This is a genomic window from Sphingomonas sp., assembly GCF_042095875.1.
Classification (GTDB): Bacteria; Pseudomonadota; Alphaproteobacteria; order Sphingomonadales; family Sphingomonadaceae; genus Sphingomonas.
This window is the reverse complement of sequence record NZ_JBELMJ010000039.1, coordinates 1-23,240: the sequence shown is the minus strand read 5'-3', so window position 1 is coordinate 23,240 and position 23,240 is coordinate 1. Positions and strand designations below refer to the sequence as shown.

The window sequence follows — 23,240 nt, the reverse complement described above, 5'->3', positions numbered from 1 at the left end:
CGCCTTCGATGCCGGCGGCCTTTTCTTTGAAGCGTGCACCACCGCGCGCTAGGAGGCGCCATGACCCAGACCGACATCGTCATCGCCGGCGGCGGCAGCGCGGGGTGGATGGTCGCGGCAGCGTTGTCGCACTTCCTCCCTGGCCACGCTTATCGCATCCGCCTGGTTGAATCGGAGACGATCGGCACGATCGGCGTCGGCGAGGCGACGATCCCGCAGATCCAGCTGTTCAACCAGGCGCTGGGATTGGACGAGGACGCATTCCTGCGCGCAACGGGCGGGACCTTCAAACTTGGGATCGAGTTCGCTGGCTGGACGCGCCCGGGCGAGCGATACATGCACGCCTTCGGCGATGTCGGGCGCGAGTCCGGGCTGCTCGGCTTCCACCATCGTTGGCTGCGCGCGCGCGCGGATGGGACGGTCGCCCCGCTCGGCAGCTTCTCGCTTAACGAGGTCGCTGCCCGCGCCGATCGGATGCAGCGCGGCCCGGCCCGTACGGCGCAGATGCTGCCGGCAATGCCCTACGCCTTCCACTTCGACGCGGCACTCTACGCCCGCCTGCTGCGCCGCTTCGCCGAAACGCGCGGAGTCGAGCGGGTCGAAGGGCGGATCGTGTCAGTGGAGCGCCACGGCGAGACGGGCGATGTCTCCGCTTTGACACTGGAGGACAGCGCGTGCGTGACGGGCGACCTGTTCATCGACTGCACCGGCTTCGCGGCGCTGCTGATCGGCGAAGCGATGGGCGTCGGCTACGACGATTGGACGCATTGGCTGCCGTGCGACCGCGCACTGGCGGTGCCGTCCGCCCGCGCGGCCGCGTTGACGCCGTACACGCGCGCGACCGCGCATCGCGCCGGGTGGCAGTGGCGCATCCCGCTGCAGCACCGCACCGGCAACGGCATCGTCTACTCCTCCGCCCACCTGTCCGACGATGAAGCGGCGGCGCACCTGCTCGCCAATCTCGATAGTGCGACGGAGGCCGATCCACGCCCGATCCGCTTCACGACCGGAAAACGACGCGAGATGTGGCGCGGCAACGTCGTCGCGGTCGGACTCGCTGCCGGGTTCATGGAGCCACTCGAGTCAACCAGCCTCCACCTAGTCCAGACCGCGATCGCGCGGCTGCTGAAGATGCTGCCGGGTCGCGCAACGGCACAGGCGCAGCGCGACGAGTATAACGCTCAAGCCGACTTCGAATACGAGCGTATCCGCGACTTCCTGATCCTGCATTATCACGCGAACGCGCGCGACGAGCCATTCTGGCGAGATCGCCGTGCCGCCGATCTGCCCGACACGCTGAGCCACAAGCTGGACGTTTGGCGCGAGCAGGCGCACGTGACACGCGAGCACGAGGAGCTGTTCACCGAGGTGGCTTGGATCCAAGTGCTGATCGGACAAAGCGTGATCCCGCGTGGCTACCATCCCATCGCCGACGCGGAGACCCGCGCGGACAATGACGAATACCTCGAGCTGATGCGACAGCTGATCGCGCGCGAAGCGGCACAGATGCCGTCACACGCCAGCTTCGTTGCGCAGCATTGCGCAGCACGCGCGCCGGTTTAGGCGGAGGCGCGCACCACCAGGCGCGAGGGCAGCAACAGGTCGTGCGTGGCGTCGCCCGCGATCTGCCGGATCAACGTGTCGACCAGTTCGGCGCCACCGCGGCCGTAATCCTGCGCCACCGTCGTCAGTGGCGGGTGCGTGTGGCTGGCGGCGGGGATGTCATCGAATCCAATAAGCGCAACGTCATCGGGCACCGACCGTCCCGCCTCGCTCAGCGCGCGCAGGGCGCCAAGCGCGAGGAGGTCTGACGCGCAGAACACCGCGTCGAACGCGATCCCACGCGCGAGCAACCGCTGCACCGCCTCGTAACCCTTCTGCTCGACCGACAGCGCGTCGACGTGCAGGCCGGGATCGACGGGCAGACCGGCCGCGTGCAAGGCGTCGGCAAGACCGGCGTAGCGGTCGCGGAACTCGGGATAACGCTCGCTGGCCTCACCAATGTAGGCGATGCTGCGGCACCCGCGCGCGATCAGATGCTCGCCCGCCGCGCGCCCGCCCGCGACATTGTCGCAGCCGATCGTCGTGCCGACCTCGCTCGGCGCACCCCAGCGCACGAAGCGCGTGCCCTGCGCGAACAGTTGCTCGACGCGCGCGCGGTAATCCTCCCAGTCGCCGTAGCCGAGCAGGATCAGCCCGTCGGCGCGGCGCGTGTCCTCGTAATCGACGTGCCAGTCCGCCGACCAGCGCTGGAACGAGGTCAGCAGATCGTAGCCGCGCTGGCTGCACGTCTTCAGGATGGAGCCGAGCATCGCCAGGAAGAACGGGTTGATGTTGGACCCGTCGGGCAGCGGGTCCTCGAAAAACAGGAGTGCGAGCGTCTTCACCTCACCACGGCGTAGCGACGAGGCGGCGCGGTCGACCTTGTAGTTCAGCTGCTGCGCGATCGCTTCGATCCGCATCCGCGTCCGCTCGCTGACTGTCTTGTCTCCGCGCAAGGCACGCGAAACCGTTGGCTGAGAAACGCCCGCGAGTTCGGCGATGTCGAACGAGGTCGGTCGGTCGGCGGACGAAAGGCGGGAGCCGGAGGGGGAAGCGGGGCGCGCCATAACGGCGAAGATCAATCCTCTCAAATCATTGCCGGCAGTGTAGGCCCGGCCGGCCGCCGTGTGAATACGTATGCTGCGCGCTTGGCATTCGCCCTCGTGCGCCGCAAACCGCCGGCCAAGCCGGGAGGGGACAAGACGATGCGGGGCAGGATGATACGGGCGGTGCTCGCGGCGACGATGCTCGCGGCCGGAGCCCCCGCGCTGGCGCAAGTCGCACCGGCGCAAGCGACGCTCCAGGCGCTGCGGGAAAGGCTGCCGCAGGACGAGGTGATCTACTTCGCGCTACCCGACCGGTTCGACAATGCCGATCCCAAGAACGACCGCGGCGGGTTGACCGGCGACCGCCTGCGCACCGGCTATGATCCGACGTCGAAAGGCTTCTATCACGGCGGTGACCTGAAGGGGTTGATGCGCCGCCTGCCATACATCCAGGCGCTCGGCGCGACCGCGATCTGGGTCGGCCCCATCTTCAAGAACAAGCCTGTCCAGGGCGCGGCCGGCCAGGAGAGCGCCGGCTACCACGGTTACTGGATCACCGACTTCAACCACGTCGATCCGCATCTGGGAACGGACGCCGAGTTCAAGGCGCTGGTCGATACCGCGCACGCACGCGGGATCAAGGTGTACATGGACATCATCGTCAACCACACCGCCGACGTGATCCAGTATCGCGAGTGCGGCGCGTGCGCCTATCGCAGCCGCGCCGACTACCCCTATCTGCGCCGCGGCGGCGTGAACGGCCCCGCGATCAACGCCGGCTTCGCGGGTGACGCCGTGCAGACCGCGGACAATTTCGCGCACCTGACCGACCCGACCTACGCTTACACGCCGTATCTGGCGAAGGGGGACGAGCACGCCAAATCGCCCGACTGGCTGAACGACATCAATCTGTACCATAACCGCGGCAACACCACGTTCGAGAACGAGAGTTCGACGATGGGTGACTTCGTCGGGCTCGACGATTTGATGACCGAGAACCCGCGCGTGGTCTCCGGCATGATCGACATCTTCGGCGGCTGGATCGACCGGTTCGGCGTCGACGGCTACCGCATTGACACCGCGCGCCACGTCAATCCCGAGTTCTGGCAGGCCTTCGTCCCCGCGATGCGCGCGCGCGCCAAGGCGAAGGGTATCTCAAACTTCCACATCTTCGGTGAAGTCTCGCATGGCTCGGTCGATGCCGGCGCGCTCGCCGAGCACACTCGCGTGGACAAGCTGCCCGCGGTGCTCGACTTCGCATTCCGTCAGGCGGTGATCGAAACGGTGGCGGGCAAGCGCGGCACCGATGCGTTCGAGGTGCTGTTCAAGGGCGATCCGCTCTACGAAGGCGGCGCGGATGCTGCGCAGCAATTGCCGACCTTCGTCAGCAACCACGACAACGGCCGTTTCGCTTATTACGTCCGTCAGGCATTCCCGCAGGCGAGCGACGATGAGGTGATGCGCCGCGTGATGCTGGGCAACGCAATGTTGCTGTCGCTTCGCGGCGTGCCGACTGTCTATTCGGGCGACGAGCAGGGGTTCACCGGCGACGGCAACGATCAGGATGCGCGGGAGGACATGTTTGCGAGCAAGGTGGCGAGCTACAACGACAATCGCCTGCTCGGCACGGCGACGACCACCGCGATGGCGCATTTCGGGCAGGACAATCCGCTGTTCAAGCAGATCGCGGCACTTGCGCGGCTGCGCGTCCAGACGCCGGCGCTGACGCGTGGGCGGCAGGTGTTGCGCGCGCGCGAGGAGAAGCCGGGCTTGCTTGCGATCTCGCGCTTTGATCCGACAACGAACGCCGAGGTGCTGCTCGCCTTCAACACGAGCGGCGCCGCGATCGAGCGGCTGATCGAGGTCGAGCCCGGCGCCGACACCGCGCGCGTGCTGGCGGGTAGCGGGTGCGCCGCGCGTGTCGCGGCACCCGGATCGCTGCGTGTCACGCTGCCCGCGTTCGGTTACGCCGTGTGCGCGCTGGGGGCGACACAATGACCGATATGATGACGAACAAGACGGATGGCGCTTGGTGGAAGGGCGCGGTCATCTACCAGATCTACCCGCGCAGCTTCGCCGACGCGAACGGCGACGGCGTAGGGGACCTACCCGGCATCACCGCGCATCTCGATTACGTCGCCGCGCTCGGCGTCGACGCGGTGTGGATCTCGCCGTTCTTCACCTCGCCGATGGCCGATTTCGGCTACGACGTCTCGGATTACTGCGACGTCGATCCCGTATTCGGCACGCTGGCCGACTTCGATGCCTTGGTCGCGCGCGCGCACGCGCTGGGATTGAAGGTGCTGCTCGACCAGGTGTGGGCGCACACGTCCGACCAGCATCCATGGTTCAAGGACAGCCGCGCCAGCCGGACGGGCGCGCACGCCGACTGGTACGTGTGGCGCGATGCCAAGCCCGACGGCAGCCCGCCGACCAACTGGCAGTCGGTGTTCGGCGGCCCGGCGTGGACGTGGGACGCGCGGCGCGGGCAATATTACCTGCACAATTTCCTGAAGGAACAGCCGCAGATCAACGGCCACAACGCGCACGTGCAGGCAGCCTTGCTCGACGTGGCGCGCTTCTGGCTCGACCGCGGCGCGGACGGCTACCGCCTCGATGCGCTCAACTTCCTGATGTACGACCCCGCCTTCCCGGACAATCCGCCCGCCGCCGACGACGGCAAGCCGCGAACGCGCCCGTTCGACTTCCAGGAGCACCGCTACAACCAGAGCCACGCCGACATACCCGCCTTCATCGAGCGCATTCGCGCGGTGTTCGACGAGTATGACGACCGCTTCACCGTGGCGGAGGTCGGCGGCCCCGACAGCGACCGCGAGCGCAAGCTGTTCACCGCCGACGACCGGCGGCTCAACAGCTCCTACGGCTTCGACTTCCTCTACGCGCCCGCGCTGACGCCGGCGGCGGTGGCGGAGGCGGTGACGAAATGGCCCGATGAGCCGGGCGTCGGCTGGCCGAGCTGGGCGTTCGAGAACCACGACGCGCCGCGCGCGATCTCGCGCTGGTGCGCGCCCGAGCACGCGCCTGAGGTCCGGCACGCGTTCGCGCGGATGAAGATGCTGCTGCTCGGGTCGTTACGCGGCAATCCGATCCTCTATTACGGCGAGGAACTGGGGCTGACGCAGGTCGACGTGCCGTTCGAGCTGCTGCAGGACCCCGAGGCGATCGCCAACTGGCCGCTGACGCTGTCCCGCGACGGCGCGCGCACGCCGATGCCGTGGCGCTCGGACGCACCGCAGCTCGGCTTCTCGACCGCCCCGCCGTGGCTGCCGCTCGGCGACGATCACGCGAGCCTCGCGGTCGACGTGCAGGAAGCGGACGCGGGGTCGCTGCTCCACTGGACGCGGCGCGTGCTGGCGCTCAGGCGCGACGAGGCGGCGCTGCGGCTCGGCGACTTCGAGGTGCTCCACGCCGACGACGCGCTGCTGGTGTTCGCGCGCAATCATCGCAACGACCGCGTCGTCTGCGCCTTCAACCTGTCGGCCGCGCCGCAGGTCTGGGCGGACGCGACCGACCTCATTCCCCTGCTCTCGATCGGCGTCAGCGGCGCCGACTTCGCCCCTTACAGCGCGCTGATTGCGCGAAAGGACTGACCCAATGAAGACCATGCTGCTGGCGCTCGCCGCCGCCACCTCCGCGCTGACCCCCGCGGTCGCGCTCGCGCAGGACACGCGCGCGGGCGTGCCCTCACCGGGCGACAATGTCGTCGCGCGCGGCAGCTCGCCTGACGGCTCGATCACCGTGTCGGTCGCGATCGACGGCGACGGGCGCGCGACCTACGCGGTGGCGCGCCGCGGCAAGCCGGTGATCGCGCCCAGTGCGCTCGGCTTCCTGTTCACCGACGCGCGCAAGATCGATCGCAACCTGGCGCTCGCCTCGACCTCGCAGTCCAAGAGCGACACGTCGTGGACGCAGCCGTTCGGCGAGTGGAAGACGATCCGCGACCATCACAACGAGCTGGTCGTCCGCCTGCGTGAAACGAAGAACCTGAACCGCGAAATGGTGGTCACCTTCCGCATCTTCGACGACGGCGTGGGGTTCCGTTACTCCTTCCCTGACCAGCCCAATCTGCACCATGCCAATGTCGCGGAGGAGCTGACACAGTTCGCGCTCGCGGAGGACGGCACCGCTTGGTGGAAGCCCGCATTCGAGTGGAACCGCGAGGAATATCTCTACGCTAAGACGCCCATCAGCGCGGTCGGCACCGCGCAGACGGTGTTCACCGCCAAGCTGGCGAGCGGCACGCACGTCGCGATCCACGAGGCGGCGCTGGTTGATTATTCGGCGATGAACCTGGCGCAGGTGGCGGGCACGACGACGCTGAAGGCGGTGCTGACGCCGGGGTCGGGCGCCCCCAAGGTGAGCCGCGACGCGCCGTTCGCGACGCCGTGGCGCACGATCATCATCGCCGATGATGCACCCGGCCTCTACATGAGCCACATCGAACTCAACCTGAACGAGCCCAACAAGCTGGGTGACGTCAGCTGGATCAAGCCAGGCAAGTTCGTCGGCGTGTGGTGGAACATGATCAAGGGCGACTGGACCTGGGCGACAGGTCCCAAGCACGGCGCCACCACCGCGAACGTCAAACGCTACATCGACTTCGCCGCGGCCAACAAGATCCCCGGCGTGCTGGTGGAGGGGTGGAACGTCGGCTGGAACGGCGACTGGTTCGGCGACGGCACGGGCATGCAGTTCGATCAGCCGACCCCCGACTTCGACGCCGCCGAACTTGCGCGCTACGCCAAGTCGAAGGGCGTCTACATCATCGGGCACAACGAGACTGGTGGCTCGGTCAGCCACTATGACGCGCAGCTCGACCGCGCGTTCAAGTACGCGCAGGACCACGGCATCCCCGCGATCAAGACCGGTTACGTCACCGACGCGGGCGAGATCGAGCGCGTCGATGCCGACGGCTCCAAGCACCGCGAATGGCACGAGGGGCAGTGGATGGTGAACCACTATAGCCGCGTGGTGGAAACGGCCGCCAAATACCGCATCGGGATCGACAGCCACGAACCCGTCAAGGACACCGGCCTGCGCCGCACCTACCCCAACTGGCTCAGCCGCGAGGGCGGCCGGGGCATGGAATATAACGCCTGGCCGGGCAAGAACCCGCCCGAGCACGAGGCGAACATGTTCTTCACGCAGTGGCTGGGCGGTCCGATGGACTTCACGCCCGGCGTGTTGAGCCTGACCGGGTCGAACGGCAGCCCGCTTGAATCGACCGAAGCCAAGCAGCTCGCGCTCTACGTTGTGATCTACTCGCCGGTCACGATGGCGGCGGACACGCCCGAGAACTACGCCAAGCACATGGACGCGTTTCAGTTCATCCGCGACGTGCCGGTTGACTGGTCCGACACGCGCGTGCTGAACGGCGAGGTCGGCGATTACGTGACGGTCGCACGCAAGGACCGCGCATCGAACGACTGGTATCTGGGCAGCATCACCGACGAGAATGCGCGCACGCTGACGGTTCCGACCGATTTCCTCGACCGCGGCAAGACCTACACCGCGCAGGTGTACCGCGACGGTGACGACGCCGACTACAAGACCGAGGCGCGCCACTCGATCAAGATCGAGACGATCAAGGTGCGCGGCGGCGACACGTTGACGATCAAGCTGGCGCCGGGCGGCGGACAGGCGATCCGCTTCGTCGCGCCGGGCGGGCGTATCCGTCGCTGATGAACGGCGCGCCGCCTCTGTCCCCGCGCATCGTCGTGCTCGGCGGCGGCACCGCGGGGTGGATGGCGGCGTGTTTGTTCGCGCAAGCCTGGCCGCGGGCGCGCGTGACCGTGGTCGAGGCGCCCGAGATCGGCATCGTCGGGGTCGGTGAGGGATCGACCCCGCAGCTTGCCGCGCTGTTCGCACATCTCGGCATCGCCGAGGAAGCGTGGATGCCCGCGGCGGACGCGACCTACAAGACCGGCATCCGCTTCGACGGCTGGTCGGCCCGCGCGAGCTATCCCAGCTATTTCCATACCTTCGCGAGCGCAATCGACCTGCATACCGCGGGCGCGTTCCATGCGAGTGCGCTGGCGCGGCGGACCGGGCGCGCGGTGGACGCGCATCCCGACCGCTTCTTCCTCAACACGCGGCTCGCGCAGGCGCACCGCGCGCCGCTCGCGCCTGACAATTTCCCGTTCGAGGTCAGCTACGGCTACCATTTCGACGCGCACAAGGTCGGCGCGGTGCTGCGCGACCACGCGCTGGCGCAGGGTGTCATACATATCGCAGCGCGCGTCGACACGGTTGAGCTGAGCGACGACGGCGACGTCGCGGCGCTGGTCCTCGCGGGCGGCGAGCGACTGACGGGCGACATCTTCGTCGACGCGAGCGGGTTCCGCTCGGTCATCGCCCAACGCGCGCTCGGGGTGCGCTTCGTGCCGTTCGCGAGCAACCTGTTCTGCGACCGCGCGGTGACGCTACCGACCCCGCGTACGGAGGGCGCCCCGCTCGACGCGCACACTACCGCGACCGCCCTGTCTAGCGGCTGGGCCTGGGCGATCCCGCTCACCGCCCGGACGGGCAACGGCTACGTCTACGCGTCCGATTACCTGTCGCCGGACGCGGCGGAGACCGAGCTGCGCCGCCACCTGGGGCTGCTCAACGCCGACGTGGCGGCGCGGCACCTGACGATGAAGGTCGGGCGGGTCGAGCGCGCGTGGCACGCCAACTGCCTCGCGATCGGGCTGGCGCAGGGGTTCATCGAGCCGCTGGAGGCGACCGCGCTCCACCTGACGCAGACGACGATCGAGCGTTTCATCGAGGCGTACGGTGAGGGGCAGGGCACGCCCGCGCGGAGCGACGCGTTCAACGCCGAGATCGCGCGGCGCTTCGAGGGCGTGCGCGACTACATCGTCGCGCACTACCGTCTCAACCAGCGCGGCGACACCGACTTCTGGCGCGCCAACGCCGCCAACGATCACCTGTCGGACGATCTGAAGGCGATCATGACCGCGTGGTTCACCGGGCGCGACGTCGCCGCCGAGGTAATGCGCCGCGACCTCGCGGGCTATTACGCGCCGCTGTCGTGGGAAATACTGTTCGCGGGCTACGGCACCTATCCGGACGAGGCACGGCTCAAGCCTGCGCCATCCCGGGTCGACATGGCCGGCATCGACCGGCTGCTGGACGGCTGTTTGCTCAATTTCGGCGACCACGCCGCGGCGCTCGCGCGCCCGTAACGGAGACAATGGATGGCCAGCGTAGCGGCAGCAATCGAAGCGGAGGGTGCGCTGCATCGGCGTGAACGGCAGAGCCTGGCGGGGCTGCTCAACATTTCGTTCGGTTTCTTCGGCATCCAAATCGGCTTCGCGCTGCAGAACGCGAACATGAGCCGGATCTTTCAATCGCTCGGCACCAGCCTCGACGATCTGCCCGCGCTCTGGGTGGCCGCACCACTGACCGGATTGCTGGTCCAGCCGGTAATCGGCCATCTGAGCGACCGCACCTGGCTCGGTCGGCTCGGGCGGCGGCGGCCGTACTTCCTCGCCGGCGCGTTGCTCGCCGCGCTCGCGCTGTTGATCATGCCGGAGAGCCCGGTTCTGCTGGTCGCCGCGGTCATGCTGTGGGTGCTCGACGCGTCGCTGAACGTGTCGATGGAGCCGTTCCGTGCCTTCGTCGGCGACATGCTCGACAAAGATCAGCACGCCGCGGGCTACGGCGTGCAGACCGCGTTCATCGGTGCGGGCGCGGTGGTGGGATCGATCTTCCCCTGGGCGCTCGAGCAATTGGGCGTATCGAACGCCGCCGCGGCAGGCGCGATCCCAGATTCGGTCCGCTACGCCTTCTGGTTCGGCGGCGCGGCGCTGCTGGCGAGCGTGATCTGGACAGTGGTGTCGACGCGCGAATATTCACCCGACGAACTCGCACGCTTCGATGGCGTTGCGGATGCGGGCGAGGAGGCGCACGTTATGCGCGTGCTCGCCGCGCGCAGCGACGCGGCGTGCCTCGGCTGGATCGCGAGCGGAGCGGCGGTCGTCGCGCTGGTCGCCGCGACGGGGCTGGAGAAGGAGGTCTACCTGCTCGGCGGACTGCTGGCGGGCTACGGCCTCGCCAGCCTGATCGCGGTCCGGCGCGCGCGCGGCGGGCATGGCGCGGGGATGCTGGGGCATATCGTCGGCGATTTCGCCGGCATGCCGCCGCTGATGAAGCGGCTGGCGCTGGTGCAGTTCTTCAGCTGGTCGGCGCTGTTCATCATGTGGATCAACACGACGCCGGTGGTGACCGGTCGCTTCTTTGGCGCGGTCGATGCGGGCAGTGCGGCATATCAGGAGGGCGCGAGCTGGGTCGACGTGCTGTTCGCGACCTATAACGGGGTCGCGGCGGCGTCGGCACTGCTGTTGATCCCGTTCCTCGCGCGCCGGATCGGACAGGCGCGCACCCACATCTTCGGTTTAGTATGCGGGGCGGCGGGTTTCGCGAGCATCTTCGTCGTGCCCAACTATCACTGGCTGCTGCTGAGCCAGGTCGGGATTGGCATCGCCTGGTCGACGATCCTCGCCATGCCTTACGCGATCCTCGCCTCCGCGCTGCCGCAGCGCAAGCTCGGCATCTACATGGGGCTGTTCAACGTTTTCGTGGTGGTGCCGCAATTGCTGGTCGCGACCGTGATGGGGTCGATCACCAAGTATTTCTTCCCGACCGAGCCGGTCTGGACGATGGCATTCGCCGCCGCGACGATGCTGGTCGCCGCCGCCGCGATGACGAGGGTCAAGACAGCGTGATCGCCTGACAGCAGTGGCAGCGTCAGGCCGCCGCGATCAGCGCCGCTCGCTCGCGAGATAGACGGATCGAGGCTTGGGAGACGGGAGAGTCGGCGGAAAATCGGTCAGGAGACGCGTCAGCGACGCCTGACCTCGTCGGCGTCTCAAGTCCGAGCTGTTGCTCGTCCGCGGTCGCGGCGATGAGCTCGCCTCTGAGTGCGGCAAACTGGTAGCGCGCGTCGAGCAGGTTGATGCGGGCCTGTAGGGCCGACTGTTCGCGGAGATTGACCTTGAGCAGGTCGCTGGCGCCCAGAAAGAGGCGCCGTCGCTCCGCCTCCGCCAGTTGGTCGGCCAGCGTGACATCGAGCCCGGCCAGCTCGATCTGCCGGTCCGCCGCCGCGGTGCGAACGCCCAAACGATTGATCTCAATAACGATCTTGTCTTCGAGCCGCCCGCGCTCGCGCCCGAGCTCGTCGATCTTCGCGTCGGCTTCGGCGGCGCGACCGCGCGCGGCGCGGCGCTGGAGCGGCAGGGAGAAGGTGAGACCGACCTTGGTCTCGAACGGCGTGCGGCTGGGCCCGCCGAGCCCCTCCGACCCCAGGTCCTTCGATGCCTCGCCGTTGACGTCGAGCCGCGGACGCATGTCGTTGATTGCCAGCAGCCGCTGTGCCCTCGCCTTGTCCACGCGCACCAGGATCGCGGCGAGGTCGGGGCGCTCGATGCGGTCGACGCCGCCGACGCGCGGCAGCGGATTGGCGATCGCCGGCAGGTCGCGCGGCAGCTGGGTCGACCGGGGCAGGATCGGCCGGCCGTCCGCGTCGCGCAGGAAGAACGACAGGTCGTTGGCCGCGACGTCGAGCGTGCGTTCGGCCTGCACGACCAGCACCTGCCGCTGAACGACGTTCTGTCGATTCTCGACCGCGACAATCGCCGGGAGCATGCCCAACCCAATCTGCCGCTCGATCCCGCCCTGTCGCGAGGTCGCCAGCGCGAGCAGGTCGCGGTACACCGCCAGCCGCTGACCTGACGACACCCAGGTCAGATACGCGTCGATCGCGCGCTGCTGCACGCCGATCGCGACCATCTGCCGCTCCAGGCCGGCGATCTCGACGTCGTTGCGCGCCAGCGCGCGGTCGGTCCGACGCCTGTCGGTCAGCCGGTCGCGCAGCAGCGAGAATACGCCGCCGACCTTCACCTCGCCGAGCTTGTTGGTGAAATACTGGTCCTCGTAGATCGGGAAGTCGCCCCGCGACACGCGGTAGCCGGCATAGACCTGGCCCCCGTTGTTGCTCAGCGGCTGGTACGCGCGCATCTCGGCATGGCTGCCGTCGTAATAGCCCAGCACGCGGCTGAACCCGCTGCCGTTGAACAGCAGATCGAACTCGCCCAGCGTGGACAGCAGCCGTCCGTCGGCCTGCCGCTCCCGCGCCAGCGCCGCGAGGATTTCCGGCGCGCTGCGCGCCGATGCCTGCAGGACGCGCCGCAGCGTCAGGACGTTCTCGGCCTCGCCGCGCACGGTGTCGTCGTCGACCCGGCCTTCCGCCTTCAACTCCTCCAATGGCCGCTGCGCGTGCGCGGCCGGGACCGCAGAAAACAGCGCTACCAGCAGGCAGCCCCGGAGAACGGTTATTCGTCGCATGGCCTCAGGTCTTGCTCCGCGTCGGCTCATTCTGACCCGACGTGTTCGAGACCGGCGGCGAGCGATCGTCGGGGTATTCGAGCGGGAAGTCGTTCAGACGACGCCACAATTCATAGCCGACCGACACCGTCTCCATCCTGATCCAGCCGCGCGCCTTCGCGCCGACGCGCAGATATTCCGTGCTGGGCCACGGCCGCTTCTTGGACGCGGGATCGATCAGGACGCGAAACAGGCCGTTGGCGGAGGTCGCCTGATCGACCGCGCGCACCCGTCCGTCGAACAGCCCACCGCCCAGCACCGGCCAGCCGCTGAACTGGATCGCGGGCCAGCCCTCGAAGGCGATGCGGACCGGGCGTCCGGGATGGACGAGCGCCACGTCACGCCCGTCGACGTACATCTGGAGCACCCGCACGGGTTGCACCGGAACAATGGTCGCGAGCGGATCGCCCGCGCTCACGTAGGTCGAATAGGTGGCCGCCGTAATGCCCTGGATGCGCCCTGCCCGCGGCGCGTAGGCGACCTGGGTCGCCTGACGGTTGAGCGACACGTCGACCTGGGCGAGCTTCGCGCGCACGACCGCGAGCTTGCTGCGGTGGCTCTCCGCCTTGATCTGCGCTGCCTCGTAATCGCGTCGCGCGATCAGGCCCTCGACGAAGAGCTGACGGGTACACCACGCTGCTCGTCGAGGAAGTCGCTCCACCACTGCGCCATGTCGACCCGCTCATCCCAGTGCTGGCCGCGGTGATAAGCGCCTCGTACGGCATTCGTCTCCTGGTGTGCCAAGGCACGTTCGATCGCATCCTCCCGCCACAACCCCGACTCGTTCAGCAACGTGCTCGCCATCGACCGGAAGCCGTGAGCGGTCATCTCTTTACCGCTATAGCCAAGCCGGCGCAGGGCAGCGTTGATCGTGTTCTCCGACATAGGCCGAGTTCCGGGGTACAAGGATGAAAACACGAACTGCTGCTTGGCGCTGATGCTGAATGCTGCGTCCAGGATGACAAGCGATTGGCGCGACAGTGGCACGCGGTGCGGACGCCGCATCTTCATCTTATCGGCCGGGATCGTCCAGACGGCTGCGCTTAGATCGAACTCCTGCCACTCCGCACGCCGTAGCTCGCCCGGTCGGACGAACACGTGCGGCGTGAGCTGAAGCGCGAGCTTTGTGAGGGGTTGACCGGTGAAGCCGTCGATCGCGCGCAGAAGCGGCCCTACCTCCTTAACGTCGACGATCGCGCTGTGATGCTTGACCTTGGGTGCGATCAGCGCGCCTCTTAGCAGACTGGTGGGATCAGCACTCACCCGCGACGTGGCAGCGCCGAATCGGAATATACGACTGGCGAGCGAGCGCATGCGACGCGCCGTCTCGTGGTTGCCCTTAGCTTCCACTACTCGCAGCACCGCCAGTATCTCTACCGGCGTGATGTCCGCGATCGGACGCGAGCCCAGACCATCCTTCATCAGGCTGTACAGCCAGCGCGCCTTGCAGACCGTATTGGCTTGGCGCCCGTCGCGTTCCATGTGGGTCAGATATTCTTCGGCGACGCCATCAAACGTGTTGCGCGCGCGCTCGCCCTTGGCAGCCCGTTCCGCCTTCTTGAGAGCGCTTGGATCGGTGCCGTTGGCCAGCTGCGTTCGCGCTTCGTCGCGGCGCCTGCGCGCCTCCTTGAGCGGCACGTCAGGGTAGCTGCCGAACGACAGCTTTCTCTCCTTACCCTCGAAGCGATATTTAAACCGCCACAGCTTACCGCCGCTCTTGGCGACCAGCAGGTACAAACCCCGCTCGTCGGAGAGCTTGGTGTCTTTGGCGCCAGGCTTCGCGGATCGTATCGCCGTGTCAGAAAGCGGCATGGGGGCCTCTCGTTTCACCAGATGCTGGGGGCCCCGCCTGAGGCCCCCGCGAGGCCCCGATTAGGGGCGAACACGGGTGAACGACGGCGAATGGCCCGGCTTCCGCTTAGGAGGGTTTTCGGGGGCTTTTCAACCGTTGACGGACGTCTACGTACAAAGAAATGGTGCCCAGAAGAGGACTCGAACCTCCACGACCTTGCGATCGCCAGCACCTGAAGCTGGTGCGTCTACCAATTCCGCCATCTGGGCACGGGAAGAGCTGAGAAGCTCTCGGGTAGGCCGGCGCCTCTAGTGGAGCGCACGGAGGCTTGTCAACGCTTTCCGGCGCGAAAAATCGCGTCGGTGCGCCCCCGCCCGCGCGCAGCCTTGTTATTGGGCGGCGCGGACGGCTAAGGGCGGACGCGTAGGGCGTGGCGCGACTTTCCAGGGACTTCGTTGATGATCGGCGTGAACAACAAGCTCGTGACCCTGATCGGCGGCGGCGGCTTTCTCGGCCGCTACGTCGCGCAAGGCCTGCTGAAGGCGGGCGCGCGCGTCCGGATCGCGCAGCGCGATCCGCGGCAGGCGTTCTTCCTCAAACCACTCGGCGGGCTCGGCCAGACGCAGTTCGTCGCCGCCGACGTGACGCGCCCCGACACGATCGCGCGCGCGGTGGCCGACGCCGACGCCGTCGTGAACCTGGTCGGCAGCTTCGCGGGCGACCTGCAGCGCATCCACGTCGACGGCGCGCGCGCGGTGGCCGAGGCGGCGCAAGGGGCGGGCGCGGCGGCGTTGGTGCACGTGTCCGCGATCGGCGCCGACGCGGACAGCGCCTCCAACTACGCCCGCACCAAGGGCGAGGCGGAGGCCGCGGTGCGCGACGCGTTCGCGAACGCCACGATCCTGCGCCCCTCCACCGTGTTCGGACGCGAGGATCAGTTCATCAACCGCTTCGCCGGCATGGTGTCGCGCCTGCCGGTGGTGCCGGTACTGCGCGCCGGTGCGCGCTTCCAGCCGGTCTACGTCGGCGACGTGGCCAGCGCGGTCGTCGCGGCACTCGGCGACCCGGCGCGCTTCGGCGGCCGGATGTTCGAGCTCGGCGGGCCGGAGGTGCTGACCATGCTCGAGATCCAGCAGCGGATCGCCACCCACGTCGGTCGCGCGCCGACCTTCCTGCCGCTGCCCGACGCGGCAGGCGCTATTTTGTCGAAGGTACCGGGCGGTCCGCTGACGGGCGACCAGTGGCTGCTGCTCCAGCGCGACTCGGTCGTCTCCGCCGGCCACGACGGGCTGACCGCGCTGGGCGTCGCGCGCACGCCGTTCGACGCGGTCGCGCCGGGCTGGCTGGTGCGCTACCGCAAGGCGGGCCGCTTCTCACTGCTCAACCGCGCGTCAGACTGACTCTCGGGCTAACCCGCCTACCCCCTTCCTTCTCCTCGGGAGATCGTGCTTGAACGACCTGCTCACCGCCGTCCTCCTCGGCATCGTCGAGGGGGTGACCGAGTTCCTGCCCGTTTCCTCCACCGGTCACCTGATCCTGGCGAGCGCGCTGCTCGGCTACGACGAGGCGCACTGGCGGTTGTTCAGCATCGTGATTCAGCTGGGCGCGATCCTGGCGGTGGCGGTTCTCTACTGGCGCACCTTCTGGACCGTGCTTACCGGATTGTTCGCGCGTGAGGCGGGCGCGGTGCGCTTCGTGCGCAACCTGCTGATCGCCTTCATCCCCGCCGCCGTCATCGGCCTGGCGCTGAAGGACCAGATCGAGGCGCTGCTGCTGCAACCGCGCGTGGTCGCCGTCGCGCTGATCGTCGGCGGCGTCGCGATCCTGGTGATCGAGCGCGTGGTGAAGCCGGGCACCACCCGCGGCATCGCCGCCGTACCCGCGCGCACCGCGCTGGGCGTCGGCTTCATCCAGTGCCTCGCGATGATCCCGGGCGTCAGCCGCTCGGGCGCGACGATCCTGGGCGCGCTCAGCCTCGGGGTGGAGCGGCGGACCGCAGCGGAGTTCAGCTTCTTTCTCGCGATCCCGACGATGCTGGGCGCGAGCGTGGTCGAGCTGGCCGGGCACCACCGCGAGCTGATGATGGGCCAGGGCGCGGGTCTCGGCGCGATCGCGGTCGGCTTCGTCGTGTCGTTCGTCGTCGCGCTGCTGGTGGTGCGCTGGTTCGTCGGCATCGTCGGCCGCCACGGCTTCGCGCCCTTCGCCTGGTACCGCATCGTCGCCGGTGCGCTCGCGCTGGTGCTGCTGGCGCAAGGATAGGGTTTGTTCCGGCCCTTCTACGATGACGATCTCTGCCGTGAGCGCGCGACTAGCGCAGAAAGTGATAGCACTAGGTCCGAGTTGATATCTATATTGTTTGATTTCGCGTGACAGCACCTGCTTGATATGAAATTGCGGCGATCGGAGACTATCGATGGCCGACATGCTTCGTTTCGTTGAATGCCCTCAGGCGTACCCCGCCAAGCGCGAGGCGGAGGCACGCGCCGACGACTTCCGCGAGATCGTCGAGCGCTACGCGGTGCAGTCGGCGGAGGACCAGTCGGGGCGCTGCTCGCAGTGCGGCGTGCCCTATTGCTCGGTCCACTGCCCGTTGCACAACCATATCCCCGACTGGCTGCGGCTGACCGCGGAAGGGCGGCTGCGCGAGGCGTACGAGCTGTCGAACGCCACCTCGACCATGCCCGAGATCTGCGGCCGCATCTGCCCGCAGGACCGCTTGTGCGAGGGCAATTGCGTGATCGAGTTCACCGGCCACGGCGCGGTGACGATCGGCTCGGTCGAGAAGTTCATCACCGACAAGGCGTGGGAGGAAGGCTGGGTCGAGCCGCTCGTTCCCGGTCCCGCCCGCGGCCAGTCGGTCGGCGTGATCGGCGCCGGTCCTGCCGGGCTGTCGGCGGCGGAATATCTGCGCGGGCACGGTTACGAGGTCCACGTCTACGATCGCCACGACCGCGCCGGCGGGTTGCTCACCTACGGCATCCCCGGCTTCAAGCTGGAGAAGCCCGTCGTCACCCGCCGCGTCGAGCGGTTGCGCGCGGGCGGCATCGTCTTCCACGAAGGCTTCGCGGTCGGTGAGGACGCGACGCTCGACGAGCTGCGCGCCCGCCACGACGCGGTCCTGATCGCGACTGGCGTGTACAAGGCGCGCGCGATCGACGTCGGCGGTCACGACGCCGCGGGCGTGGTCGCGGCGCTCGACTATCTCACCGCTTCCAACCGCAAGAGCTTCGGCGACCAGGTGCCCGAGTTCGAGGACGGCCGCCTCAACGCGGCGGGCAAGGACGTCGTCGTGATCGGCGGCGGCGACACCGCGATGGACTGCGTCCGCACCGCGATCCGCCAGGGCGCACGAAGCGTCAAGTGCCTCTACCGCCGCGACCGCGCCAACATGCCCGGCAGCCAGCGCGAGGTCGCGAACGCGGAGGAAGAGGGCGTCGAGTTCGTCTGGCTCGCCGCCCCCGCCGCGTTCGTCGCGGACGGCGGCCGGGTCACCCACGTCCGCGCCAACCGCATGCGGCTGGGCGCGGCCGACGCCAGCGGTCGCCGCGCACCCGAGATCGACCCGGGCGCGGCCGAGGACATGCCCGCCGACCTGGTCGTCAAGGCGCTCGGCTTTGACGCGGAGGACCTGCCGCACCTGTGGGGCGCGCCCGAACTCGGCGTCACGCGCTGGGGCACGGTGCTGGTCGACGCTAAGACGCTGATGACCAGCCTCGACGGCGTGTTCGCCGCCGGCGACATCGTCCGCGGCGCGAGCCTGGTCGTCTGGGCGATCCGCGACGGCCGCGACGTGTCGGCGGCGATGCACAAGTATCTGAAGGCGAAGGCGGCGGCGGAGCGGCAGGCGGCGTGAGGCTGACCGAGCACGAAGTCACCGCGATCAAGCAGGCCGCGCGCGAGGCGTTCGGCGACGACGCGGTCGTGCGCCTGTTCGGCAGCCGCGTCCACGATGACCTGCGCGGCGGCGACATCGACCTGCACGTGGAGGCGTCTCCGCCGACCGACGAATGGCAGGCACGGGGCCTGTTCGAAGATCGACTGTTTCGCCAGATCGAACCGCGAAAGATCGATCTGGTGCTGTCGCGCCGTGGCACGATCCCGCGCGGGTTCGAACGAATCGCCTACCGCGACGGGATCGTGCTGTGACGCCCGAGCAGGAGGTGTTGGAGGATTTGCTGCTTTCGACCCGCGCGCTGATCCGCTCGGTCGTGGAAACGCAGCCGCTCATGGGGCAACCACCCTCATCCGAACAGGCGTTCGAGGCGATGACCTCGGTACAACGCGTGGCATCGACCGCGTTGTTGAAGGAGTTCGAGCAACTCCAAGGCACGCTGCACAGCCTGTTCCGTGCCATGTTGCGGATGCTGGGCATCCGGCTGAAGGGCCTCTATCCGCTCGATATCGGCAACCACATGGTCGATTTGGATGTCATCGACGAGCCTGAGCGCTGGGTGACAATCGTCAAGCTGCGAAACGAACTCGTGCACGAATACCCGCTCGGATCGACCGAGCGCTTCGGGCGTGTCGTCGCTGCGCTCACATCCATTCCGTTTCTTACCGATGCCGCCGCGCGTGCCGAGCGCGTGATTGCGGATCGTCACATGCTGGAGCCCCGATCATGACCGCCCCCAGTCTGACCGATCAGCGCGCCTATCTCGCCGAGCACGGCATGTACCGTCCCGAGTTCGAGGGCGACGCGTGCGGCGTGGGCCTCGTCGCCGCGACCGATGGCAAGCCGTCGCGCCGCGTCGTCCAGTCCGCAATCGACGCGCTGAAGGCGGTGTGGCACCGCGGCGCGGTCGACGCGGATGGCAAGACCGGCGACGGCGCGGGACTCCACGTCGACCTGCCGGTGCGCTTCTTCGATGATTGCGTCGCCGCCTCGGGGCACAAGCTGCTTCCCAACCGGCTCGCGGTCGGCATGGTGTTCCTGCCGCGCACCGATCTGGGCGCGCAGGAGACCTGCCGCACGATCGTCGAGGCGGAGATGATCGAGGCCGGCTACACGATCTACGGCTGGCGGCAGGTGCCGGTGAACGTGTCGGTGATCGGCGCCAAGGCGCAGCTGACGCGGCCCGAGATCGAGCAGATCATGATCGCGGGGCCGCTCCCCGACGCGGTCAGCGCGGAGGAGTTCGAGAAGAACCTCTACCTCGTCCGCCGCCGGATCGAGAAGCGCGTGATCGCGGCGCAGATCCAGGGTTTCTACGTCTGCTCGCTCAGCTGCCGCTCGATCATCTACAAGGGGCTGTTCCTCGCCGAGAGCCTGTCGGTCTTCTACCCCGACCTCACCAACCAGCTGTTCGAGAGCCGGGTCGCGATCTTCCACCAGCGTTATTCCACCAACACCTTCCCGCAATGGTGGCTGGCGCAGCCGTTCCGCTGCCTCGCGCACAACGGCGAGATCAACACGGTGCGCGGCAACAAGAACTGGATGCTCTCGCACGAGATCCGCATGGCCTCGATCGCGTTCGGCGAGCATTCGGAGGACATCAAGCCGGTGATCCCCGCGGGCGCCAGCGACACCGCCGCGCTCGACGCCACGTTCGAGGCGATCTGTCGATCGGGCCGCGACGCGCCTACCGCCAAGCTGATGCTGGTGCCCGAGGCGTGGCAATCGGGCGGCGACACCCCCGACGCGCATATCGCGATGTACCAGTATCTCGCGTCCGTGATGGAGCCGTGGGACGGCCCCGCCGCGCTCGCGATGACCGACGGGCGCTGGGCGGTCGGCGGCGTCGACCGCAATGCGCTACGCCCGCTGCGCTACACGCAGACGGCCGACGGCCTGCTCATCATCGGCTCCGAGGCGGGCATGGTGGTGGTGCCCGAGAGCAGCGTGATCGCCAAGGGGCGCCTCGGTCCGGGGCAGATGATCGCGGTCGACCTTCAAGAGGGCCGCGTGCTGCGCGACCGCGAGGTCAAGGACCGCATCGCCGCCGAGCACGATTACGCCGCGATGATCGGCGAGTTCTCAGGCATCGACGACCTGCCCCCCGCGCCCGAGAACAGCACCACGCGCTACGACCGCGCCGAGCTCGCCCGGCGCCAAGTCGCCGCCGGGCAGACGCTCGAGGACATGGAGCTGATCCTGTCGCCGATGGTCGAGACCGCCAAGGAAGCGATCGGCTCGATGGGCGACGACACGCCGCTCGCGGTCATCTCCGACAAGCCGCGCCTCATCAGCCAGTTCTTCCGCCAGAACTTCTCTCAGGTCACCAACCCACCGATCGATTCCCTGCGCGAGCGCTACGTGATGTCGCTCAAGACGCGCTTCGGCAATCTCGCCAACATCCTCGATACCGAGGACCGGCGCGAGCGCGTGCTGGTGCTCGACTCGCCCGTGCTGACCGGCGCGCACTGGCACCGGCTGAAGGCCTATTTCGGGTCGAGCGCGGCCGAGATCGACTGCACGTTCGAGGCGGGCGGCGGCGCGGAACGGTTGCGCGCCGCGATCCAGCGCATCCGCAACCAGGCCGAACAGGCTGTGCGCGAGGGCCGCAGCGAGCTGTTCCTGACCGACGAGAACATTTCCGAGGACCGCGTCGCGATCCCCAGCGTGCTCGCCGCCGCCGCGGTCCACACCCATCTCGTCCGCCGCGGGCTTCGCTCCTACGCGAGCGTGAACGTCCGCACCGCCGAGTGCCTCGACACGCATTACTACGCCGTGCTGATCGGCGTCGGCGCGACCACCGTGAACGCCTACCTCGCCGAGGCCGCGATCGTCGACCGCCAGGCACGCGGCCTGTTCGGCGACCTCGCGCTCGACGACTGTCTCGCCCGCCACAAGAAGGCGATCGAGGAGGGGTTGCTCAAGATCATGTCGAAGATGGGGATCGCGGTGATCTCCTCCTATCGCGGCGGCTACAATTTCGAGGCGGTGGGTCTCAGCCGCGCGCTCGTCAACGACCTGTTCCCCGGCATGCCCGCGAAGATCAGCGGCGAGGGCTACGCTTCGCTTCACGTCAACGCGACCGAGCGCCACGAGGCGGCGTTCGACGCCGGCGTCGCGACGCTGCCGATCGGCGGCTTCTACCGCCAGCGCCACACCGGCGAGGCGCACGCCTACTCCGCGCAGCTGATGCACCTGCTCCAGACCGCGGTCGCGACCGACAGCTACTCGAGCTACCTGCAATTCTCGCGCGGGGTCGCCGACCTGCCGCCGATCTACCTGCGCGACCTGTTCCAGTTCAACTTTCCCGCAGAGGGCGTCGCGGTCGACCAGGTCGAGGCGATCACCGAGATCCGCAAGCGCTTCGTCACCCCCGGCATGTCGCTGGGCGCGCTTTCGCCCGAGGCGCACGAGACGCTGGCGATCGCGATGAACCGCATCGGCGCCAAGGCCGTCTCGGGCGAGGGCGGCGAGGACAAGATTCGCTATCAGCCGTACGAGAACGGCGACAACGCCAATTCTGTCATCAAGCAGATCGCGTCGGGGCGCTTCGGCGTCACCTCCGAGTACCTCAACGCCTGCGACGAGATCGAGATCAAGGTGGCCCAAGGCGCCAAGCCCGGCGAGGGCGGGCAGCTCCCCGGCTTCAAGGTGACCGAGTTCATCGCGCGGCTGCGCCACTCGACGCCGGGCGTGACGCTCATCTCGCCGCCGCCGCACCACGACATCTACTCGATCGAGGACCTGGCGCAGCTTATCTACGACCTGAAGCAGATCAACCCGCGCGCGCGCGTCTGCGTCAAGCTCGTCAGCTCGGCGGGCATCGGCACGGTCGCCGCGGGCGTCGCCAAGGCGCACGCCGACGTCATCCTCGTCTCGGGCCACGTCGGCGGCACCGGCGCCTCACCGCAGACCAGCATCAAATATGCCGGCACGCCGTGGGAGATGGGCCTCAGCGAGGTCAACCAGGTGCTCACTCTCAACGGCCTGCGCGGTCGCATCAAGCTGCGCGCCGACGGTGGCCTCAAGACCGGGCGCGACATCGTCATCGCCGCGATCCTGGGCGCGGAGGAGTTCGGCATTGGGACGCTCAGCCTCGTCGCGATGGGGTGCATCATGGTGCGGCAGTGCCACTCGAACACCTGCCCGGTCGGCATCTGCACGCAGGACCAGAAACTGCGCGACAAGTTCGTCGGCACGCCGGAAAAGGTCATCAACCTGATGACCTTCATCGCCGAAGAGGTACGCGACATCCTCGCGCGCCTGGGCGTCCGCAGCCTCGACGAGATCGTCGGCCGCACCGAATTCCTGCGCCAGGTCAGCCGCGGTGCCGAGCATCTCGACGACCTCGACCTCAATCCGATCCTCGCCAAGGTCGACGCGTCCGACGCAGAGCGCCGCTTCTCGCTCAACGCCTTCCGCAACGAGGTACCCGACAGCCTCGACGCGCAGATCGTCAAGGACGCCGCCCCCGTCTTCTCGCGCGGCGAGAAGATGCAGCTGACCTACTCGGTGCGCAACACCCACCGCGCGGTCGGCACGCGGCTGTCGAGCGAGGTCACGC

16 protein-coding genes and 1 tRNA gene are annotated in these 23,240 nt (G+C 68.1%); 12 read left to right on the top strand and 5 right to left on the bottom strand.

Annotated features, from left to right (window positions below; all coding sequences use genetic code 11):
- The first annotated feature begins 60 nt into the window (after window positions 1-60).
- Window positions 61-1,563 (top strand): tryptophan halogenase family protein, encoded by a 1,503-nt coding sequence (locus tag ACFDS6_RS12960; protein WP_375272582.1) that lies wholly within the window; start codon window positions 61-63, stop codon window positions 1,561-1,563.
- Here ACFDS6_RS12960 and ACFDS6_RS12955 read toward each other — a convergent pair.
- Window positions 1,560-2,609, bottom strand: a complete 1,050-nt coding sequence (locus ACFDS6_RS12955) for a LacI family DNA-binding transcriptional regulator (RefSeq protein ID WP_375272590.1) — start codon at window positions 2,607-2,609, stop codon at window positions 1,560-1,562. The two genes, ACFDS6_RS12960 and ACFDS6_RS12955, sit on opposite strands and share 4 nt — an antisense overlap.
- Window positions 2,610-2,747: 138 nt before the next feature.
- Between ACFDS6_RS12955 and ACFDS6_RS12950 the strand changes: the two genes are divergently transcribed.
- Genes ACFDS6_RS12950 through ACFDS6_RS12930 form a run of 5 tightly spaced genes read left to right on the top strand, consistent with a single transcriptional unit; the run spans window position 2,748 to window position 11,335 of the window.
- Window positions 2,748-4,586: an alpha-amylase family glycosyl hydrolase gene (locus tag ACFDS6_RS12950; protein ID WP_375272581.1), complete on the top strand. Its 1,839-nt coding sequence runs from the start codon at window positions 2,748-2,750 to the stop codon at window positions 4,584-4,586.
- Window positions 4,583-6,199 carry an alpha-glucosidase gene (locus ACFDS6_RS12945; RefSeq protein WP_375272580.1) on the top strand — a complete coding sequence of 539 codons (1,617 nt, stop codon included), beginning with the start codon at window positions 4,583-4,585 and terminating at the stop codon, window positions 6,197-6,199. The genes ACFDS6_RS12950 and ACFDS6_RS12945 overlap by 4 nt, the downstream gene beginning before the upstream one ends.
- A 4-nt stretch (window positions 6,200-6,203) precedes the next feature.
- Window positions 6,204-8,291: a glycoside hydrolase family 97 protein gene (locus ACFDS6_RS12940; RefSeq protein ID WP_375272579.1), complete on the top strand. Its 2,088-nt coding sequence runs from the start codon at window positions 6,204-6,206 to the stop codon at window positions 8,289-8,291.
- Window positions 8,291-9,793, top strand: a complete 1,503-nt coding sequence (locus ACFDS6_RS12935) for a tryptophan halogenase family protein (RefSeq protein ID WP_375272578.1) — start codon at window positions 8,291-8,293, stop codon at window positions 9,791-9,793. Before ACFDS6_RS12940 ends, ACFDS6_RS12935 begins: the two co-directional genes overlap by 1 nt.
- A gap of 12 nt (window positions 9,794-9,805) precedes the next feature.
- The gene (locus ACFDS6_RS12930) at window positions 9,806-11,335 is read left to right on the top strand and encodes an MFS transporter (RefSeq protein WP_375272577.1); all 1,530 of its coding nucleotides are present in this window, start codon (window positions 9,806-9,808) and stop codon (window positions 11,333-11,335) included.
- 22 nt (window positions 11,336-11,357) lie between these two features.
- Here the strand turns inward: ACFDS6_RS12930 and ACFDS6_RS12925 are convergent, their stop codons facing one another.
- From ACFDS6_RS12925 to ACFDS6_RS12910, 4 genes are all read right to left on the bottom strand, one after another.
- On the bottom strand, window positions 11,358-12,953 hold the full coding sequence (locus ACFDS6_RS12925; protein WP_375272576.1) for a TolC family protein: 1,596 nt from the start codon (window positions 12,951-12,953) through the stop codon (window positions 11,358-11,360).
- A gap of 4 nt (window positions 12,954-12,957) precedes the next feature.
- On the bottom strand, window positions 12,958-13,653 hold the full coding sequence (locus ACFDS6_RS12920; protein WP_375272575.1) for an HlyD family efflux transporter periplasmic adaptor subunit: 696 nt from the start codon (window positions 13,651-13,653) through the stop codon (window positions 12,958-12,960).
- Window positions 13,593-14,804, bottom strand: coding sequence for a tyrosine-type recombinase/integrase (locus tag ACFDS6_RS12915; protein ID WP_375272574.1), 1,212 nt, complete (start codon window positions 14,802-14,804; stop codon window positions 13,593-13,595). The genes ACFDS6_RS12920 and ACFDS6_RS12915 overlap by 61 nt, the downstream gene beginning before the upstream one ends.
- A gap of 162 nt (window positions 14,805-14,966) precedes the next feature.
- Window positions 14,967-15,053 (bottom strand) — tRNA-Leu (locus tag ACFDS6_RS12910).
- A gap of 198 nt (window positions 15,054-15,251) precedes the next feature.
- Between ACFDS6_RS12910 and ACFDS6_RS12905 the strand changes: the two genes are divergently transcribed.
- The 6 genes from ACFDS6_RS12905 to gltB form a co-directional block, all read left to right on the top strand.
- Window positions 15,252-16,184 (top strand): complex I NDUFA9 subunit family protein, encoded by a 933-nt coding sequence (locus ACFDS6_RS12905; RefSeq protein WP_375272589.1) that lies wholly within the window; start codon window positions 15,252-15,254, stop codon window positions 16,182-16,184.
- A gap of 49 nt (window positions 16,185-16,233) precedes the next feature.
- Window positions 16,234-17,043 carry an undecaprenyl-diphosphate phosphatase gene (locus ACFDS6_RS12900; protein ID WP_375272573.1) on the top strand — a complete coding sequence of 270 codons (810 nt, stop codon included), beginning with the start codon at window positions 16,234-16,236 and terminating at the stop codon, window positions 17,041-17,043.
- 154 nt (window positions 17,044-17,197) lie between these two features.
- The gene (locus tag ACFDS6_RS12895) at window positions 17,198-18,637 is read left to right on the top strand and encodes an NAD(P)-dependent oxidoreductase (RefSeq protein WP_375272572.1); all 1,440 of its coding nucleotides are present in this window, start codon (window positions 17,198-17,200) and stop codon (window positions 18,635-18,637) included.
- The gene (locus ACFDS6_RS12890; RefSeq protein WP_375272571.1) at window positions 18,634-18,930 is read left to right on the top strand and encodes a nucleotidyltransferase domain-containing protein; all 297 of its coding nucleotides are present in this window, start codon (window positions 18,634-18,636) and stop codon (window positions 18,928-18,930) included. Before ACFDS6_RS12895 ends, ACFDS6_RS12890 begins: the two co-directional genes overlap by 4 nt.
- Window positions 18,927-19,406: a hypothetical protein gene (locus ACFDS6_RS12885; protein WP_375272570.1), complete on the top strand. Its 480-nt coding sequence runs from the start codon at window positions 18,927-18,929 to the stop codon at window positions 19,404-19,406. The genes ACFDS6_RS12890 and ACFDS6_RS12885 overlap by 4 nt, the downstream gene beginning before the upstream one ends.
- Window positions 19,403-23,240: glutamate synthase large subunit (gltB, locus tag ACFDS6_RS12880; protein ID WP_375272569.1), on the top strand; the 3,838-nt coding region annotated here is incomplete at its 3' end. The genes ACFDS6_RS12885 and gltB, both read left to right, overlap by 4 nt.